At 56.7% G+C, this 18,568-nt stretch carries 15 protein-coding genes and 1 riboswitch; of the genes, 6 read left to right on the forward strand and 9 right to left on the reverse strand.

Annotated features, from left to right (window positions below):
- Positions 1-45: 45 nt before the first annotated feature.
- A riboswitch (cobalamin riboswitch) is annotated at positions 46-232 on the reverse strand.
- Positions 233-346: 114 nt separating this feature from the next.
- Positions 347-1,447: a tRNA (uridine(54)-C5)-methyltransferase TrmA gene (trmA, locus tag ABTW00_RS22770; protein WP_433637786.1), complete on the forward strand. Its 1,101-nt coding sequence runs from the start codon at positions 347-349 to the stop codon at positions 1,445-1,447.
- A 93-nt stretch (positions 1,448-1,540) separates the two neighbouring features.
- Here the strand turns inward: trmA and ABTW00_RS22775 are convergent, their stop codons facing one another.
- Both ABTW00_RS22775 and fabR read right to left on the reverse strand, forming a co-directional pair.
- Entirely contained in the window at positions 1,541-1,894 is a 354-nt protein-coding gene (locus ABTW00_RS22775; protein ID WP_064540296.1) for a YijD family membrane protein, read from the reverse strand.
- A gap of 15 nt (positions 1,895-1,909) precedes the next feature.
- Positions 1,910-2,545 carry an HTH-type transcriptional repressor FabR gene (gene fabR, locus ABTW00_RS22780; RefSeq protein ID WP_064540299.1) on the reverse strand — a complete coding sequence of 212 codons (636 nt, stop codon included), beginning with the start codon at positions 2,543-2,545 and terminating at the stop codon, positions 1,910-1,912.
- A gap of 197 nt (positions 2,546-2,742) precedes the next feature.
- On the opposite strand from fabR, the gene sthA reads away from it, so the two are divergent.
- Positions 2,743-4,143, forward strand: coding sequence for a Si-specific NAD(P)(+) transhydrogenase (gene sthA, locus ABTW00_RS22785; protein WP_064540302.1), 1,401 nt, complete (start codon positions 2,743-2,745; stop codon positions 4,141-4,143).
- Here the strand turns inward: sthA and oxyR are convergent.
- The 4 genes from oxyR to argC form a co-directional block, all read right to left on the reverse strand.
- Entirely contained in the window at positions 4,126-5,043 is a 918-nt protein-coding gene (gene oxyR / locus ABTW00_RS22790) for a DNA-binding transcriptional regulator OxyR (protein WP_065357267.1), read from the reverse strand. The two genes, sthA and oxyR, sit on opposite strands and share 18 nt — an antisense overlap.
- 362 nt (positions 5,044-5,405) lie before the next feature.
- Complete coding sequence (argH, locus tag ABTW00_RS22795) at positions 5,406-6,779, reverse strand: argininosuccinate lyase (RefSeq protein WP_433637789.1); 1,374 nt, start codon at positions 6,777-6,779, stop codon at positions 5,406-5,408.
- Positions 6,780-6,896: 117 nt separating this feature from the next.
- Positions 6,897-7,670, reverse strand: a complete 774-nt coding sequence (argB, locus tag ABTW00_RS22800; RefSeq protein ID WP_035896656.1) for an acetylglutamate kinase — start codon at positions 7,668-7,670, stop codon at positions 6,897-6,899.
- 12 nt (positions 7,671-7,682) lie between these two features.
- Complete coding sequence (gene argC, locus ABTW00_RS22805) at positions 7,683-8,687, reverse strand: N-acetyl-gamma-glutamyl-phosphate reductase (RefSeq protein ID WP_065357269.1); 1,005 nt, start codon at positions 8,685-8,687, stop codon at positions 7,683-7,685.
- Between the two features lie 153 nt (positions 8,688-8,840).
- Between argC and argE the strand changes: the two genes are divergently transcribed.
- From argE to ABTW00_RS22820, 3 genes are all read left to right on the forward strand, one after another.
- Positions 8,841-9,992: an acetylornithine deacetylase gene (gene argE / locus ABTW00_RS22810; protein WP_064540316.1), complete on the forward strand. Its 1,152-nt coding sequence runs from the start codon at positions 8,841-8,843 to the stop codon at positions 9,990-9,992.
- Positions 9,993-10,304: 312 nt separating this feature from the next.
- Entirely contained in the window at positions 10,305-12,956 is a 2,652-nt protein-coding gene (gene ppc, locus ABTW00_RS22815; protein WP_064540318.1) for a phosphoenolpyruvate carboxylase, read from the forward strand.
- Between the two features lie 100 nt (positions 12,957-13,056).
- Complete coding sequence (locus ABTW00_RS22820) at positions 13,057-13,902, forward strand: helix-turn-helix transcriptional regulator (RefSeq protein ID WP_064540321.1); 846 nt, start codon at positions 13,057-13,059, stop codon at positions 13,900-13,902.
- On the opposite strand, the gene ABTW00_RS22825 is transcribed toward ABTW00_RS22820, so the two are convergent.
- The 3 genes from ABTW00_RS22825 to ABTW00_RS22835 all read right to left on the reverse strand — a co-directional run bounded on the left by ABTW00_RS22825 (position 13,889) and on the right by ABTW00_RS22835 (position 15,754).
- The gene (locus ABTW00_RS22825; RefSeq protein WP_433637793.1) at positions 13,889-14,245 is read right to left on the reverse strand and encodes a PTS fructose-like transporter subunit IIB; all 357 of its coding nucleotides are present in this window, start codon (positions 14,243-14,245) and stop codon (positions 13,889-13,891) included. The genes ABTW00_RS22820 and ABTW00_RS22825 overlap by 14 nt on opposite strands.
- A gap of 91 nt (positions 14,246-14,336) precedes the next feature.
- Entirely contained in the window at positions 14,337-14,657 is a 321-nt protein-coding gene (locus ABTW00_RS22830; RefSeq protein WP_271447430.1) for a PTS fructose-like transporter subunit IIB, read from the reverse strand.
- Between the two features lie 17 nt (positions 14,658-14,674).
- Positions 14,675-15,754: a PTS fructose transporter subunit EIIC gene (locus ABTW00_RS22835; protein ID WP_271447431.1), complete on the reverse strand. Its 1,080-nt coding sequence runs from the start codon at positions 15,752-15,754 to the stop codon at positions 14,675-14,677.
- A 312-nt stretch (positions 15,755-16,066) separates the two neighbouring features.
- Here ABTW00_RS22835 and ptsP point away from each other — a divergent pair, with 312 nt between their 5' ends.
- A complete protein-coding gene (ptsP, locus tag ABTW00_RS22840) occupies positions 16,067-18,568 on the forward strand; it encodes a phosphoenolpyruvate--protein phosphotransferase (RefSeq protein WP_433637796.1) in 2,502 nt (833 codons plus the stop codon).

The following is an 18,568-nucleotide window of genomic DNA, read 5'->3' on the forward strand; positions in this document are numbered from 1 at the left end:
AAAAAGGATGCCGCAGGCTTTATCAGTTGCTCGCGACGATAAAACCTCATGCGACGTCATCCGGCAGGTCTTCGGGCTTGGAGGCTATATAAAGAAACGATGACTTCCCACGGCCAGCCGCAGTGTCTGCACTTTGTGCGCTCGTTTCTCACCGTCCTTACCGCTGCGCGTCAGCCCCAGATTTACACTGGGTTCCCTTTTAACTCACAGGACCGGTACGGGGATGCTACATTTAGTTACATATGGATGTCCAGACTGCTATTTATGATTTTCACCTGCATCGACACTGGACATCCCCCGAGCAGGCCCTACAATCCCCGCGTACTTTTATTATTCAGGATGCATCATGACCCCCGAACACCTCCCAACCGAACAGTACGACGCGCAGCTCGCAGAGAAAGTGACTCGCCTGCAAACGATGATGGCGCCGTTTAGCGCACCCGCGCCGGAGGTGTTCCGTTCGCCGGTCAGCCACTACCGTATGCGCGCTGAATTCCGCATCTGGCACGACGGCGATGATCTGTACCACATCATGTTCGACCAGCAGACCAAAAGCCGCATTCGCGTTGATACCTTCCCGGCCGCCAGCGAACTGATCAACACGCTAATGACCGCGATGCTCGACGGCGTGCGCGATAACCACGCCCTGCGTCATAAGCTTTTCCAGATTGACTACCTCACCACGCTGAGCAATCAGGCGGTGGTCTCGCTGCTGTATCATAAAAAGCTCGACGACGAATGGCGCAAGCAGGCCGAAGCGCTGCGCGATGCGCTCCGTGCGCAGGGGCTGAATGTGCACCTGATTGGCCGCGCAACGAAAACTAAAATCGAGCTGGATCAAGATTATATCGATGAGCGCCTGCCGGTGGCGGGCAAAGAGATGATCTACCGCCAGGTCGAGAATAGCTTTACCCAGCCGAACGCCGCCATGAACATCCAGATGCTGGAGTGGGCGCTGGACGCCACGAACAATTCACAGGGCGATCTGTTGGAACTGTACTGCGGCAACGGCAACTTCTCGCTGGCGCTGGCGCGCAACTTCAACCGCGTGCTGGCCACTGAAATCGCCAAGCCGTCCGTCGCGGCGGCGCAGTACAACATTGCCGCCAACCAGATCGACAACGTGCAGATTATCCGCATGGCAGCAGAGGAGTTTACTCAGGCGATGAACGGCGTGCGGGAATTTAACCGCTTGCAGGGCATTGATCTGAAAAGCTATCAGTGTGAAACGATTTTCGTCGACCCACCGCGCAGCGGGCTGGATAGCGAAACGGAGAAAATGGTACAGGCATACCCGAACATTCTGTACATCTCCTGTAACCCGGAGACGCTGTGCCAGAACCTGGAAACGTTGAGCCAGACGCACAAGGTGTCACGCCTCGCGCTGTTCGACCAGTTCCCGTATACCCATCATATGGAATGCGGCGTGCTGTTAACGAAGAAGTAAGACTGAAGGTAGGCCGGATAAGCGTAGCGCCATCCGGCAAGTCCTGAGCAGATTGCCGGATGGCGGCTTTGCCTTATCCGGCCTACGCCATAATTACGATTCCTGCTTGCGGTTACGCAACTTCACGCCAATCCAGAAGACCATCGCCACCGACAGTACCGCCGGGAAGAAGTTAGAACCGATATCCGGGTACTCCGCACGCACCACGGTGCTGTATAGCAACACGCCAAGGATAAAGCAGCCGGCCGCCAGGCCAGGCAGCCCTACCGGCATCGTGCGGTTCTGGTAGCGCTGATGCAGACAGTAGACCGTCAGCACCAGCGAGATAATTGGAAAAATGGAGAAAGGTACGATGGAGCTAAACAGGGCTGCAAACGTGCCGTTAATCGATAAGCCAGCTAACAGCGCCAGCAGCAGCGTACCCTTTTCTTGACCTGACTGTTTCATTGCTCGTTTACCACCTTATTCGGACTGATGTGTCGTCTTCTCTTGTTCACGGCGATACCAGTAGTACGCGCCTTTGGAGATCATCCGTAACTGCAGCACCAGCCGCTCTTCCAGCTGTCGGCGCTGCTCAAGGCTAACATCCAGAGCCTCCGCTCCCGCGCTAAATACGATTGTCACCATCGCCTCGGCCTGCGCTTCCGTGAACGCACGAGGCATATGGTTTTCGATTTCCAGATAGTCAGCAAGTTCCGCAATGAAGTGCTGAATTTCACGCGCCACCGCGGCACGGAAGGCGGCAGACGTCCCGGAACGTTCACGCAGCAGCAGGCGGAAGGCGTTCGGGTTGTTACCAATAAATTCCATAAAGGTTGAGACGGAAGTGCGGATCACGCTGCCGCCTTTGGCGATACGCTGACGTGCCTGGCGCATCAGCTGACGCAGCATCAGGCCGCTTTCGTCGACCATGGTCAGCCCCAGTTCGTCCACATCACGGAAATGGCGATAAAAGGAGGTTGGCGCAATTCCCGCCTCACGCGCGACTTCGCGCAGGCTCAAGCTGGCAAAACTACGTTCAGCACTCAGTTGACTGAATGCCGCTTCGACCAGCGACCGCCGGGTTTTTTCTTTTTGTTGCGCTCTAACACCCATCACGATAACTGAATCCTTCCACATGACATGCTGGCACTATACCAGAGATTAAAACGAATCGACTTACGTCGCTTTGTTAATGATTGTTTACATGCTATTTATGCTATTTCGTATGAAAAAAGCCCAACGATAATTGGGTTATACCTTCGATGATGTTATGATTCTGTTGCTTTTATGTATAAGAACAGGTAAGCCCTACCATGCCACATTCCTACGATTATGATGCAATAGTAATTGGTTCCGGCCCCGGCGGCGAAGGCGCTGCTATGGGTCTGGTGAAGCAAGGAGCCCGTGTCGCCGTTATTGAGCGTTATCATAATGTCGGCGGCGGCTGTACCCACTGGGGTACCATCCCGTCCAAAGCTCTTCGCCATGCCGTCAGCCGTATTATCGAATTCAACCAGAACCCTCTCTACAGCGACCACAGCCGACTTCTCCGCTCTTCTTTTGCCGACATCCTGAATCATGCCGATAGCGTTATCAATCAGCAAACTCGCATGCGTCAGGGTTTTTATGAGCGCAATCACTGTGAAATGCTGCAGGGAGACGCCCGTTTCGTCGATGAACACACCATCGCGCTGGAATGCCCGGACGGTTCCGTTGAAACGCTCACCGCCGACAAATTCGTGATCGCCTGCGGTTCACGCCCATATCGTCCAGCCGACGTTGATTTCACCCACCCACGTATTTACGACAGCGATTCGATTCTGAGTCTGCACCACGAACCTCGCCACGTCATTATCTACGGCGCCGGGGTTATTGGCTGCGAATACGCGTCTATCTTCCGTGGTATGGACGTGAAAGTTGACTTAATCAACACCCGCGACCGACTGCTGGCTTTCCTCGACCAGGAGATGTCAGACTCGCTTTCTTATCACTTCTGGAACAGCGGCGTGGTCATTCGCCACAACGAAGAGTACGAGAAGATTGAAGGCGTGGACGATGGCGTGATCATGCACCTGAAGTCCGGCAAGAAGCTGAAGGCAGACTGCCTGCTGTTCGCCAATGGCCGTACGGGTAACACTGACTCGCTGTCGCTGGAAAATATTGGCCTGCAGGCCGATGGCCGCGGCCAGCTGAAAGTGAACAGCATGTACCAGACCGCGCTGCCGCACGTTTATGCCGTCGGCGACGTGATCGGTTATCCGAGCCTGGCCTCTGCTGCTTACGATCAGGGCCGTATTGCTGCTCAGGCGCTGATGAAAGGTGAAGCCACCGCACATCTGATTGAAGATATTCCGACCGGCATCTACACCATTCCGGAAATCAGCTCCGTGGGCAAAACTGAACAGCAGCTCACCGCCATGAAGGTGCCGTACGAAGTCGGACGTGCCCAGTTTAAACACCTGGCGCGAGCGCAGATCGTCGGAATGAGCGTGGGAAGCCTGAAGATCCTGTTCCATCGGGAGACGAAAGAGATCCTCGGCATTCACTGCTTTGGCGAACGCGCAGCCGAAATTATTCATATCGGCCAGGCGATCATGGAGCAGAAAGGCGGCGGTAACACCATTGAGTACTTCGTTAACACCACCTTCAACTACCCGACGATGGCAGAAGCCTATCGGGTAGCGGCGCTAAACGGCTTAAATCGCCTGTTTTAACGTCTTATCGAAATGACCGTCCATGCTCTCGCGGACGGTCTCTGCCAGCTGCTCATAGCGGCTGCGCAGCGGCGATCCAGGTCGATAGACCAGCCCAACGGTGCGGCGCGGCTCCGGCTTAATGCATGGCAGGTAAACGACACCATCACGTTTACGATCCTGCGGCACGGCCAGCGCGGGCAGTAAGGTAATGCCGCTGCCCGCCGCTACCATATTACGCAGCGTTTCCAGACTGGTTGCGCGGAAGTGGGTATCTTCATCCGCACCGGCTTCAAAACAGAAGCCCATCGCCTGATCGCGCAGGCAGTGACCGTCTTCCAGCATCAGCAGTTTCTCGCCGGCCAGATCCGACATCGGCACGCGATCGCGCTCGGCCCATGGGTGATCTTCATAGATAGCCAGCATCATTGGTTCATCAAACAGCGGCACCTCAATAAAGGCTTCGCTCTCTTTCACCAATGCCAGAATGGCGCAGTCCAGCTTACCGCTATCCAGCTGCGCCAGCAGCTGATGGGTCTGCGCTTCGTGCAGGTACATTTCCAGCTTCGGGAACGTCTGGTGCAGCATTGGGATAATGTGGGGCAGCAGGTACGGGCCAACGGTCGGGATCAGGCCGATATGCAACGGGCCGGACATCGTCTCCCCCTGCTGGCTAGCCATCTCCTTCAGCACTTTGACCTCGCGTAGCACGGTACGCGCCTGGTCCACCAGCAGCAGCCCGGCCTGGGTAAACAGCACCTTACGGCTGGTGCGTTCCAGCAGCATAACGCCCAGTTCATCTTCCAGTTTACGAATCTGCCCGCTCAGGGTTGGCTGGCTGACGTGGCAGGAATCTGCCGCCCGGCGGAAATGCCGGTGTTCAGCTAATGCCACCAGGTATTCAAGATCGCGAATATTCATTATTCATCCTCCATCGCCACGATAGTTCATGGCGATAGATAGAATAGCAATGAATGATTATCCCTATCAAGGATTCTGTTTAATAATAGACCACAGAAACAGCGCGGTTCCTTGTTTAACCCTTTGAAGTCGCCGCGTGGATTTCTGAGTTTCTCTCAAAACTCGACTAACTAAAGCCAACATGAACGTTTGCGGGCCCCGTGGCCCGCTTTTTTTTGCGCATAAAAAACCCGGCGTCGCTGCGCTCGGCCGGGCTGTATCCAACAATGTGCCTCGATGTTGCCTGATGGCGCTTCGCTTATCAGGCCTACAGGCTACGTAGGCCGGATAAGGCGTTTACGCCGCCATCCGGCAATTAAGCGCTAGCTCAGGCGCGCCTTCGCGTCGCTAATCGCCTGCGCCACCTGCTTCGGCGAAACGCCGCCTTTTGCCGCACGCTTATCGAGGCACGATTGCAGGGACAGAATCGGGTAAACGTCATCGCCAATCACCGCGCTGAATTTCTGCAGATCGGCCAGCGGCAGATCTTCCAGCGGCTTGCCCTGGGCAATGGCTTCCACCACCGCTTCACCCACGATATGGTGCGCTTCACGGAACGGCACGCCTTTAGCAACCAGATAATCCGCCAGTTCGGTAGCATTGGCATAACCCTGCTGTGCCGCCTCCTGGCAACGTGGGCGTTTCACCTGGATACCGTCCAGCACCAGCGCCGCCATATGCAGACAGTCCAGCCAGGTATCCAGCGCGTCGAATACGCCTTCTTTATCTTCCTGCATGTCTTTGTTGTAAGCCAACGGCAGACCTTTGAGGGTCATCATCATACCGGTCAACGCGCCCTGCACACGGCCGCATTTACCGCGGATCAGCTCCAGCGCATCCGGGTTTTTCTTCTGCGGCATCAGGGAAGAGCCTGACGTCACGCGGTCGGACAGCTCAACGAAGCCCGCTTCACCGGTATTAAAGAAGATCAGGTCTTCCGCGAAACGCGACAGGTGCACCATACCGATGGAAGCGTTAGACAGCAGCTCCAGCACGTGGTCACGGTCAGACACGCTGTCCAGACTGTTGCGGGTCGCGGACGCGAAGCCCAGCCAGCCCGCCAGCTGTTCACGGTCAATTTCATAAGCGGTACCCGCCAGCGCGCCGCAGCCCAGCGGGCTGACGTCCAGACGCTTGAGGGTATCCTGCAGACGGCTTTCGTCACGCGCCAGCATCTCAACGTAGGCCAGGCACCAGTGAGCAAAAGTGACCGGCTGCGCGCGTTGCAGGTGGGTGTAGCCCGGCATCACCGCGTCCTGGTTCACCTGCGCGGTTTCCACCAGCGCGTTTTGCAGCTGACGATTCGCGTCCAGCAGCTCCGCCACGGTGTCTTTGCACCACAGCTTGAGGTCGGTAGCCACCTGGTCGTTACGGCTACGCCCGGTATGCAGCTTTTTACCCAGTTGGCCGACCTTATCGATCAGCTTACCTTCCACCCAGCTATGGATGTCTTCGGCGTCGCTTTCCAGGATCTGCTGCGGATTAGCGCGAACTTCTTCCAGCAGCACGCTCAGCGCCGCTTCCAGTTGAGATTGCTCTTCCGCCGTCAGTACGCCAACCGTTACCAGCGCTTTGGACCAGGCTACAGAGCCAACGATATCCTGCTCCGCCAGGCGATAATCAAAGCGTAAAGAGTCGTTGAACTGTTTGAACCGCTGATCTGCTGCCTGAGTAAAACGCCCACCCCAAAGTGCCATAACATGCTTCCTTAAATTCTTTTAATTTCACTGCCGGATGGCGCTGCGCTTATCCGGTCTACAGGTTCTGTTCACGTAGGCCCGATAAGGCGCAGCGGCCTTCGGGCATACAAATACTTAAGCCAGAATACGCGTGCCAATCGGCGTGCCGTTAAACAGCGCCGGCAGCTGCTCCGCGTGGCGCCATGAGGCGATATCGACCGGGCGACCAAGCGTACGCGCCGCATCAAGCGCCGCGTTCACCTTCACAATCATACCGTCGGTAATAATCCCCTGCTCGATCAACTGCTCTGCCTTCGCCGCGGTCATTTCCGCAATGCGCTGACCTTTGCCATCGAGAATACCGCTTACGTCGGAGAGCAGAATCAGATCCGCCCCCAGCGTTGCCGCCAGCGCGGTTGCCGCCTGGTCCGCGTTAACGTTCATCAGTTGTCCTTCGGCGGTGACCCCGATTGAGCTCACCACAGGCAGGAAGCCGCCTTCCAGCAGCAGATTAATCAGTTTAGGCGAACCGGGCTGCGCCAGACCGACGTGACCCAATTCTTCATCCAGTTTAGTGACCTGCACGCTGTCACCATCGCCGAGGAACAGACCCACAGAGGCGATATCATGTTTCTTCGCCCAGGCCAGCAGCGTTTTGTTGGCTGTGCCCGCCAGCGCGCCGGTGATAATGTCGATCTGATCGGCAGGCGTCACGCGCAGGCCATTTTTCTTTTTCACCGGCAAATTGAGCTGCTTCATCAGCTCATCCACCACGCAGCCGCCACCGTGGACAATCACCAGCGGGCGTTGATGCGACTCGCGGTAGTTGACCAGCGCGGTAAACAGACGCTCCAGCGCTTCTTCGCTATCCAGCAACACGCCGCCCAGTTTGATAATTAATGGATTCATCGTCATCACACCTTAGATAAGAGACTGCGTCTCAGCGAAGCCGAAACGGATATTGGCGCACTGCACGGCCTGTGCGGCTGCGCCTTTCAATAGGTTATCTTCGGTCGCCACCACGATCAGGTGTTCTCCCTGAACGGCAAAACCGATATCGCAGAACGGCAGGCCAACCACGTTTTTCAACGCCGGAACGCCCTTGTCGTATAAACGCACCATCGGCTTATCGCCGTAGGCCTGCTGTAAGGCTTCCGCCACCTGCGCATGCGTCACGCCCGGCTTCAGGCGGCAGGTGATGGTTTCCAGAATCCCGCGCGGGAAGTTGCCCAGATGCGGAGTGAAAATGACCTCTGCGCCAAGATGACTGGCGATTTCCGGCTGATGGCGGTGGGTAAACACGCCGTAAGGCTGCAAGCTCACTTCACAGAAGCTGTTAGAGATCGCCGCCTTACGTCCCGCGCCGCTCACGCCGCTGGTCGCATTGATCACCGGCCACTGATTGAGATCCAGCAGATCGCCATCAATCAGCGGTTTTAAAGAAAGCTGTGCCGCCGTGGGATAACAGCCAGGCACGGCAATCAGTTGCGCTTCTTTCAGCGCTTCGGCGCTCCATTCAGCCAGGCCATACACTGCCTGAGCCAGCAGCTCAGGGTGCTGATGGGTAAACCCGTAGTATTTTTCATAGAAGGCGCCGTCGTTCACGCGGAACGCGCCGGAAAGGTCGAACACCACGCAGCCCGCCGCGAGGAACTGCGGCGCAAGGTCGTGGCTGACTTCATGAGCGGTGGCAAGGAACACCACATCAACGCCGGCGCTGAATTCACTGATGTCGGACATCGGCTGCAAAGGGAGATCAACAATCCCTTTTAGCTGTGGATGCAAATCGGAGATTAACTTTCCCGCATCATTGCTTTGCGCTGAGACCGTCAAAGCGGTTATGTTCATATGAGGATGGCGATTCACATAGGTCACAAGCTCAGCGCCAGCGTAACCGCTCGCGCCCACAATCAGCGTATTCAACATCGGGGCCGTTTACCTTCTTATGTCTGTTTGCCTGATTAAGCGTCGTCACTTCACCCTACCGTTGGTGGGTTTTCTTACGCCTAATGATAATGTATTTTTATTCACAAATACTGCATGAATATTGATACTATCACGACCCGAGGTGTGTCAACAATGAAAAACAATTTACCACCATTTATCGAGATTTACCGTGCGTTGATCGCCACACCGTCCATCAGCGCAACCGAAGAAGCACTCGATCAGAGCAATGCGTCTTTAATCACTCTGCTGGCCGATTGGTTCGCCTCTCTCGGCTTCAATGTTGAGGTGCAGCCGGTTCCCGGCACGCGCAATAAATTCAACCTGCTGGCCAGTACCGGACACGGCGCAGGCGGCCTGCTGCTTGCCGGTCATACCGATACCGTACCGTTTGACGACGGCCGCTGGACCCGCGATCCGTTCACCCTGACCGAGCACGATAACAAGCTCTACGGTCTGGGCACTGCCGATATGAAAGGCTTCTTCGCCTTTATTCTTGATGCGTTGCGTGATGTTGACGTGACGCAGCTGAAAAAGCCGCTCTACATTCTGGCAACGGCAGATGAAGAAACCAGCATGGCGGGGGCGCGCTATTTTTCCGAATCGACCGAGCTACGCCCGGACTGCGCTATCATCGGTGAGCCCACCTCATTGCAGCCGGTGCGCGCGCACAAAGGTCATATGTCGAACGCTATCCGCGTGATGGGCCAGTCCGGCCACTCCAGCGACCCGGCGCGCGGCGTGAACGCCATTGAAATCATGCACGACGCCATTGGCCGCGTGATGCAACTGCGCGACTCGCTGAAAGAGCGCTACCACTACGAAGCGTTTACCGTACCGTATCCAACGCTCAACCTCGGTAGCCTGCACGGCGGCGATGCTTCCAACCGTATCTGCGCCTGCTGTGAGCTGCATATGGATATCCGCCCGCTGCCGGGCATGACGCTGAGCGACCTCAACGGTCTGCTGGATGAAGCACTGGAGCCGGTCAGCGCGCAATGGCCGGGCCGCCTGACGGTCAGCGAGCTGCACGCACCGATTCCGGGCTATGAATGCCCGCCAGATCATCAGCTGGTTGAAGTGCTGGAAAAACTGCTCGGCACCAAGACCGAAGTGGTGAACTACTGCACCGAAGCGCCGTTTATCCAGACTCTGTGCCCGACCATCGTCCTGGGCCCAGGCTCGATTAACCAGGCACACCAGCCGGACGAATACCTGGAAACGCGCTTTATTAAGCCGACGCGCGAATTAATTACCCAGGTCGTGCATCACTTCTGCTGGCATTAATGTGTTCTGCCCGGTGGCGCTACGCTTACCGGGCATACCTCCACCTGTAGGCCGGATAAGCGCAGCGCCATCCGGCATATCCCCACCTCCGTTTTCCCGCGATCTTCTTCACATTTTCATAAGCATTTCTTATCTGGCACGATGCGAATTAACTTTCGTCAATTGCCGCGATTTATTCGTTTGCTGAAGCGATTTCGCAGCAATTGACGTACGGGTTTTTACGTGGCTTTATAAAAGAGGTGTCTTTATCCCGCCCTTTCGTTCCAAAGGCTGGGATATAACAAAATAAAATGAGATGGGGTGTCTGGGTTAATGAACGAACAATATTCCGCGTTGCGTAGTAATGTCAGTATGCTCGGTAAAGTGCTAGGCGATACCATCAAGGATGCGCTTGGTGAGAACATTCTTGACCGTGTAGAAACGATCCGTAAGTTGTCCAAATCTTCACGTGCGGGCAACGAAGCCAATCGTCAGGAGCTGCTCACCACGCTGCAGAACCTGTCCAACGATGAACTGCTGCCGGTTGCCCGCGCGTTTAGCCAGTTCCTGAACCTGGCCAATACCGCCGAGCAGTACCACAGCATTTCGCCAAAAGGCGAAGCGGCAAGCAACCCGGAAGTGATTGCCCGTACCCTGCGTAAACTCAAAGACCAACCCAATCTCGACGAAACCACAATTAAAAAAGCCGTTGAATCCCTGTCGCTGGAGCTGGTACTCACCGCACACCCGACTGAAATCACGCGTCGTACGCTGATTCATAAAATGGGCGAAATCAACAACTGTCTGAAACAGCTCGATAATAACGACATTGCCGACTACGAACGCAACCAGGTAATGCGCCGTCTGCGCCAGCTGATTGCTCAGTCATGGCACACCGATGAAATTCGTAAGCATCGCCCAAGCCCGGTGGATGAAGCCAAATGGGGCTTCGCTGTTGTGGAAAACAGCCTGTGGGAGGGCGTACCGAACTACCTGCGTGAGCTGAACGAACAGCTGGAAGAGAACCTGGGCTACCAGCTGCCGGTCGATTTCGTGCCGGTACGCTTCACCTCCTGGATGGGCGGCGACCGTGACGGCAACCCGAACGTCACCGCGGAAATCACCCGCCACGTGCTGCTGCTCAGCCGCTGGAAAGCGACCGATCTGTTCCTGAAAGATATTCAGGTACTGATTTCCGAGCTGTCGATGGTGGAATGCACCGACGAACTTCGCGAGCGGGTTGGCGAAGAGGGCGCGACCGAGCCGTACCGCTACCTGATGAAAACCCTGCGCAGCCAGCTGATGGCCACTCAGGCCTGGCTGGAAGCGCGCCTGAAAGGCCAGCGCCTGCCGAAACCGGCCGGTCTGATTAGCCAGAACGAGCAGCTGTGGGAACCGCTGTACGCCTGCTATAAATCACTGCAGGCCTGCGGTATGGGCATTATCGCTAACGGCGAGCTGCTCGACACGCTGCGCCGCGTGAAATGTTTTGGCGTACCGCTGGTGCGTATTGACGTGCGTCAGGAGAGCACCCGCCACACCGAAGCGCTGGGCGAACTGACCCGCTACCTGGGCATCGGCGACTACGAAAGTTGGTCAGAAGCCGACAAGCAGGCCTTCCTGATCCGCGAACTGAATTCCAAACGTCCGCTTCTCCCACGTAGCTGGGAGCCAAGCAACGACACCCGTGAAGTCCTGAATACCTGTAAAGCCATCGTCGATGCGCCAATTGGCTCGGTTGCCGCTTACGTCATCTCGATGGCCAAAACGCCGTCCGACGTGCTGGCGGTTCACCTGCTGCTGAAAGAAGCGGGCATCACCTTCGCACTCCCGGTCGCGCCGCTGTTCGAAACCCTGGACGACCTGAACAACGCCGACGACGTGATGACCCAGTTGCTCAGCATTGACTGGTATCGCGGCTTTATTCAGGGCAAGCAGATGGTCATGATCGGCTATTCCGACTCCGCGAAAGATGCGGGCGTTATGGCTGCATCCTGGGCGCAGTACCAGGCGCAGGATGCGTTGATCAAAACCTGTGAAAAAGCCGGTATTGAACTGACGCTGTTCCATGGTCGCGGTGGTTCTATTGGTCGCGGCGGCGCGCCGGCGCACGCGGCGCTGCTCTCTCAGCCTCCGGGAAGCCTGAAGGGCGGCCTGCGTGTCACCGAACAGGGCGAGATGATCCGCTTCAAATACGGTCTGCCGGAAGTCACCGTCAGCAGCCTGTCGCTGTACACCAGCGCCATTCTGGAAGCGAACCTGCTGCCACCGCCGGAGCCGAAAGAAGAGTGGCGCGGCATCATGGACGAGCTGTCCGACATCTCTTGCGAGATGTACCGCGGCTACGTGCGTGAAAACAAAGATTTCGTGCCTTATTTCCGCTCCGCCACGCCGGAACAAGAGTTGGGTAAACTGCCGCTGGGTTCACGTCCGGCAAAACGTCGCCCAACCGGCGGCGTCGAGTCTCTGCGCGCCATCCCGTGGATCTTCGCCTGGACACAGAACCGCCTGATGCTGCCAGCCTGGCTGGGTGCCGGTGCCGCGCTGCAAAAAGTGGTGGAAGATGGCAAACAGAGCAAGCTGGAAACTATGTGTCGCGACTGGCCATTCTTCTCTACCCGTCTGGGGATGCTGGAGATGGTCTACTCGAAGGCCGATCTGTGGCTGGCGGAATATTACGATCAGCGTCTGGTGAAACAGGAACTGTGGGGGCTGGGTACCGAGCTGCGCGAGCTGCTGGAGGCCGACATCAAAGTGGTGCTGGATATCGCCAACGATGCGCACCTGATGGCCGATCTACCGTGGATTGCCGAGTCTATCCAGCTGCGTAACATCTACACCGACCCGCTGAACGTTCTGCAGGCCGAACTGCTGCACCGTTCACGTAAAGCGGAAGAGGAAGGCCTGGAGCCGGATCCCAACGTCGAGCAGGCGCTGATGGTCACCATCGCAGGCGTCGCAGCGGGTATGCGTAACACCGGTTAATTCATCGGTACGCTGACATCCCAAAAGGCCACATTCTTTGTGGCCTTTTTTCATACCCTCAGTTAAGGTTTCTTTGTTGTTCATCACGACAGGGAGCCCCATGTTTTTCGACATCAACCCGCTGCTTTCCCGCCTTGCCTCCGGCACCACCCCGCTGCAGAAAATCGGTTTTGCCGGCAATCATACGCCCGTTCCCGATATGGCTTTTCAGGTCGACTTTCCGCGCCTCGAAATTGTGCTGGAAGGGCAGCTCGCCGACGCCGGACTGGGCGATGATACGCCCATGCAGGCCCTTGATGCGCTGTACGTTCCCGCTGGCGGCTGGAATTTTCCGCACTGGCTGGAACCCGCCACCACGCTGAGCATTCTGTTCGGCAAACAGCAGTTGGGGTTTAGCGTCCAGCAGTGGGATGGCTACCGCCTGAGCAACCTGGCGAAACAGCATGTTGCCCGTCGCGGGCCACGCGTCGGTTCCTTCCTGCTGCAAACCATGAACGAAATTCAAATGCAGCCGCAGGAGCAGCAAACCGCGCGGCTGATTGCCACCAGCCTCATCAGCCACTGCGCCGACCTGCTCAGCAGCCAAATTCAGACCGCCTCGCGCAGCCAGGCACTGTTCGACGCCATTCGTGAATATATCGATAGCCACTTCGCCGAACCGCTGACCCGCGAATCGGTAGCACAGGCGTTCTATATTTCGCCGAACTACCTGTCACACCTGTTCCAGAAAAGCGGCATTATGGGCTTTAATGAATACCTCAATCACACCCGCCTGGAGCACGCCAGACGGCTGTTGAAGGGGTATGATCTGAAGGTAAAAGAGATTGCCCACGCCTGTGGGTTCGTCGACAGCAACTACTTCTGCCGTCTGTTTCGCAAAAACACGGCGCGTTCGCCGTCAGAGTACCGTCGCCAGTATCACAGCCAGCTGACTACGACAGAATAATATGCGTGTGCTGAGGCGCGGAAAGCAGCTTACGCACCGCGCTCATCACCTTCTGCGGCTCGCGTAAGAAGGCGCTGATACCCGACTGTACGTAGCGACTTTGGATAAAGCGTTCGCTCCCATTGAGCTCTATATCGGTAATCAGCAGCACCGCGTCAGCGCGGCGAATGTCCTCTTCCGTAAGCGCATTCTCAATGCCCAACGCACCCTGGGTTTCAATTTTGATGGTCCATTTTTCCTGCTGACAGAGCTTCTCCAGACGTTCAGCCGCCATATAGGTATGAGCCACGCCGCTTACGCAGGCGGTGACCGCCACTAACATTCGTCCGCCCGTTGCCGTCATCGTCCCCTCCTTGCAGAAAACAAACGCTGGCGGGCGCAAATACTCTTTCGCGCCCGCCAGTCTGTAAGTACCTATAATATCGAGATAATGCTTATGCGCTCTGCGCTAAGTGTGCCTCGATTTTATTCATGATAGCGTCGGCGCGTTTTACTGCATCGCTAATATTGACGCGTACTATCGTTTTCCCGGTGAAGCGCTCTTCAAATTTGATGCCGATATCCTTGGTCAGAATGACCATATCCGCCGCCTCGACGTCGCTTGCCGTCAGCGCGTTTTCCTGACCAATCGACCCCTGCGTTTCTACCTTCACGTTCCAGCCCCTGGATTTTGCCGCGCTCTCCAGCGCTTCCGCAGCCATATAGGTGTGTGCTACGCCGGAAGGACAGGCCGTTACCGCAATAATATTGGTCATAATCTCTACCTTCTCAATTAGTTAATTTCAAAATCTAAATCCAGGTCATCTTCTTTTTCGACAACCGCCTTCTTGTTCTTACGCGCCAGGCTTTTCAGCAGGTTAACGCTAACGGCGGTCACCACTGCCCCCACCACAATCGCCAGCAAATAGCCCAGTTTGCCTTCTACCACCGGCAGGACAATCAGACCGCCCCATCCGGCGTAACACTGTGCCCCCATCAGCGCAGCGGTCACCGCGCCGCAAACGGAACCCAGCATGATGGATGGAATCACGCGTAGCGGGTCGGCGGCAGCGAATGGAATCGCCCCTTCGGTGACACCCACACAGCCCATGACGAGCGCCGCTTTCCCGGCTTCGCGCTCTTCATTATTGAAATTCTTACGATTAATCAGCGTTGCCAGCCCCAGCCCCAGCGGCGGAACGCAGATGCCGACGGCAGCAATCGCCACTACGGTATAAACCCCCTGCGAAACACAAATCAGCATGAAGGCGTAGGCCACTTTGTTCACCGGGCCGCCCATATCGAACGCCAGCATCAGCCCCATGATGACCGCCAGCACCACGATACTGCCCTGCTGCATCCCTTGCAGCCAGTGGGTCAGGCTGGTTGTCAGCAGGCCGACGGGTTCACCCAGCCCCCACATCATCACGCCTGCGGTTATGAATGTGCCGACGATAGGAATCACGAAGATTGGCATCACCGAGCGCAATACTTTGTGCACCGGGATTTTTTTCAGATAGTAGACGACGATTCCGCCGATAATCCCGGCGATCAGCGCGCCGAAGAAGCCCGCGCCAAAACTGTTGCCCACCCATGCGCCGATGGCGCAAGGCGCCAGCGCGGAGCGCTCGGCGATGGAGTAGCCGATATAGGCCGCCAGGAATGGCACCATAAGCGTCAGGCCCGCCACGCCAATATCAAACAGCTTTTTCAGATTAGGATCGGAGGCTGCATCCGGTACGGCCCCCTTGCCGTACAGCATGACCGATACCGCCAGCAAAATACCGCCCGCAACCACAAACGGGATCATGTGCGACACGCCAGTCATTAAGTGCTGACGGGTGTTTTTGAGTATGTGCACCAATTCTTTCATCAGTCGCTCCTGGGCTTCTTCGGCCCATGTCCATTAAGGTGTTGTGGCAAACAATAGGCAATTGGCGACGGGACAGACAGTGGATAAAAAGTGCATTTACTGGATTTTTGTAATATCAGAAGAAAAATGCGAGCGACCTCAAAAGTTAACGCCACTCCCCTCTTTATACGCACTACTGGCAACCTGTGAGATGGCTCGCATTTTCCAGCGGACAATACATTTGTCCAGTTTTTGACATAAATGTCAGATAGCCGCGCCGATAACATGCCCCCTATTCTGTTACCCATATCGACTGATTTGGGAGAGAAGGTTATGGCCTTGGTTGTTGAATTTATCTGTGAATTGCCGAACGGCGTGCACGCCCGTCCGGCCAGCCATGTCGAAACGCTGTGCAATACCTTTTGCTGCGACATTGAATGGCATAACCTGCGCACCGACCGTAAGGGCAACGCCAAAAGCGCGCTGGCGATTATCGGTACCGACACGCTGGCGGGTGATAACTGCCGGTTGCTCATTAGCGGTGCTGATGAAAACGTCGCTCACGACTGCCTGTCCGTCTGGCTGAAAGACGAATTCCCACTGTGCGATGCGCCACTGGCGCAAGTTACCCACGTGGAGCAAGAGCTGCTGCCGGCGTCGCTGACTCGCCTGAATCCAACGCTGTTCCGCGCGCAGCCGGTGTGCAACGGCAGCGCCGGCGGCGTCCTGACCCGCCTGGCCGCGCTGGATCTCAATAACCTCGGCGAGCTGCCTGCGGCACAAAGTCCGGAGCAGGAACAATCCGCGCTGGACGGCGGCCTGGCTCGCCTGGTGAAAACGCTGGAGCTGCGCCTGCTGGACAGCGACAGCACCGCCAGTACTATCCTTGAAGCACACCGTTCGCTGGCCACCGACACCTCGCTACGCCAGCATCTGCTGGAAGGCGTCAATCACGGCCTCAGCTGCGCGCAGGCAATTATCGCCAGCACCAACCATTTCTGCGCCGAGTTCGCCCGTTCCAGCAGCAGCTATCTGCAGGAGCGCGCGCTGGACGTGCGCGACGTCGGCTTCCAGCTTTTACAGCATATTTATGGCGAACAGCGTTTTCCGGCGCCGGGCCAGCTGACCCAGCCGTCTATCTGCATGGCGGAAGAGCTAACCCCAAGCCAATTCCTTGAGCTGGACAAAACGCAGCTGAAAGGCCTGCTGCTGCAAAGCGGCGGCACGACCTCACACACGGTAATACTTGCCCGCTCATTCAACATTCCAACCCTTGTTGGCGTGGAAATTGACGCGCTGGCGCCGTGGCAAAACCAGACGGTCTATCTCGATGGCAACGCCGGAGCGGTTATTGTCGCACCTGACGAAGCCATCACCCGCTACTACCAGCAGGAAGCGCGCGTTCAGGCCGCTATTCGTGAACAGCAAAGCGTGTGGCTGAATAAAGAGGCGCGCAGCGTCGACGGCATTCGTCTGGAAGTGGCGGCCAACATCGCTCACTCCGTCGAAGCGCAGGCGGCCTTTGGCAACGGCGCGGAAGCGGTTGGTCTGTTCCGCACCGAAATGCTGTATATGGACCGCGCCAGCGAGCCGAGCGAGAGCGAGCTCTACAATATTTTCTGTCAGGCGCTGGAGTCCGCCAACGGACGTAGCATTATCATCCGCACCATGGATATCGGCGGTGATAAGCCGGTGGATTACCTGAATATTCCAGCGGAGAACAACCCGTTCCTTGGCTACCGCGCGGTGCGTATTTATGAAGAATATTCCACGCTGTTCATCACCCAGCTGCGCGCCATTCTGCGCGCCTCGGCTCACGGCAGCCTGAAAATTATGATTCCGATGATCTCCTCCATGGAAGAGATTCTGTGGGTAAAAGAAAAAGTAGCCGAAGCGAAACAACAGCTGCGCAGCGAGCACGTGCCGTTTGATGAGCGCATTCCGCTGGGCATCATGCTGGAAGTCCCTTCGGTCATGTTTATCATCGATCAGTGCTGCGAAGAGATTGATTTCTTTAGCATCGGCAGCAATGACCTGACGCAATACCTGCTGGCAGTCGACCGTGATAACGCAAGAGTAACCCGTCACTACAACAGTCTGAATCCGGCCTTCTTGCGCGCCCTGGACTTCGCCGTTCAGGCGGTGCATCGTCAGGGAAAATGGATTGGTCTGTGCGGTGAGCTGGGGGCGAAAGGCTCCGTCCTGCCGCTGCTGGTTGGGCTGGGGCTGGATGAAATCAGCATGAGCGCGCCATCAATTCCAGCCACCAAAGCGCGTCTGGCACAGCTCGACAGCCGCGCCTGTCGTCAGCTTCTGAATCAGGCGATGGCCTGCCGTACCTCGCTGGAGGTGGAACATTTGCTGGCACAGTTCCGTATGAGCCAGCAGGATGCACCGCTGATTACCCCGCGCTGTATTTCGCTGGATAACGACTGGCGCAGTAAAGAAGAGGTGCTTAAAGGCATGACCGATAATCTGCTGCTCGCCGGGCGCTGCCGCTATCCGCGCAAGCTTGAGGCCGACCTGTGGGCGCGCGAAGCGGTCTTCTCAACCGGCCTGGGCTTTAGCTTTGCCATTCCGCACAGCAAATCTGAGCATATTGAACAGTCGACCATCAGCGTCGCACGCCTGCCCGCCCCGGTGGCATGGGGCGATGAAGAGGCGCAGTTCATCATTATGCTGACCCTCAACAAACATGCCGCGGGCGACCAGCACATGCGCATCTTCTCGCGCCTGGCTCGCCGCATCATGCATGAAGAATTCCGTAACTCGCTGGTTAACGCCGCCTCAGCCGACGCGATTGCCAGCCTGCTGCAACACGAACTGGAACTTTAA

This window comes from Kluyvera georgiana (assembly GCF_050990895.1).
Lineage (GTDB): Bacteria > Pseudomonadota > Gammaproteobacteria > Enterobacterales > Enterobacteriaceae > Kluyvera > Kluyvera georgiana.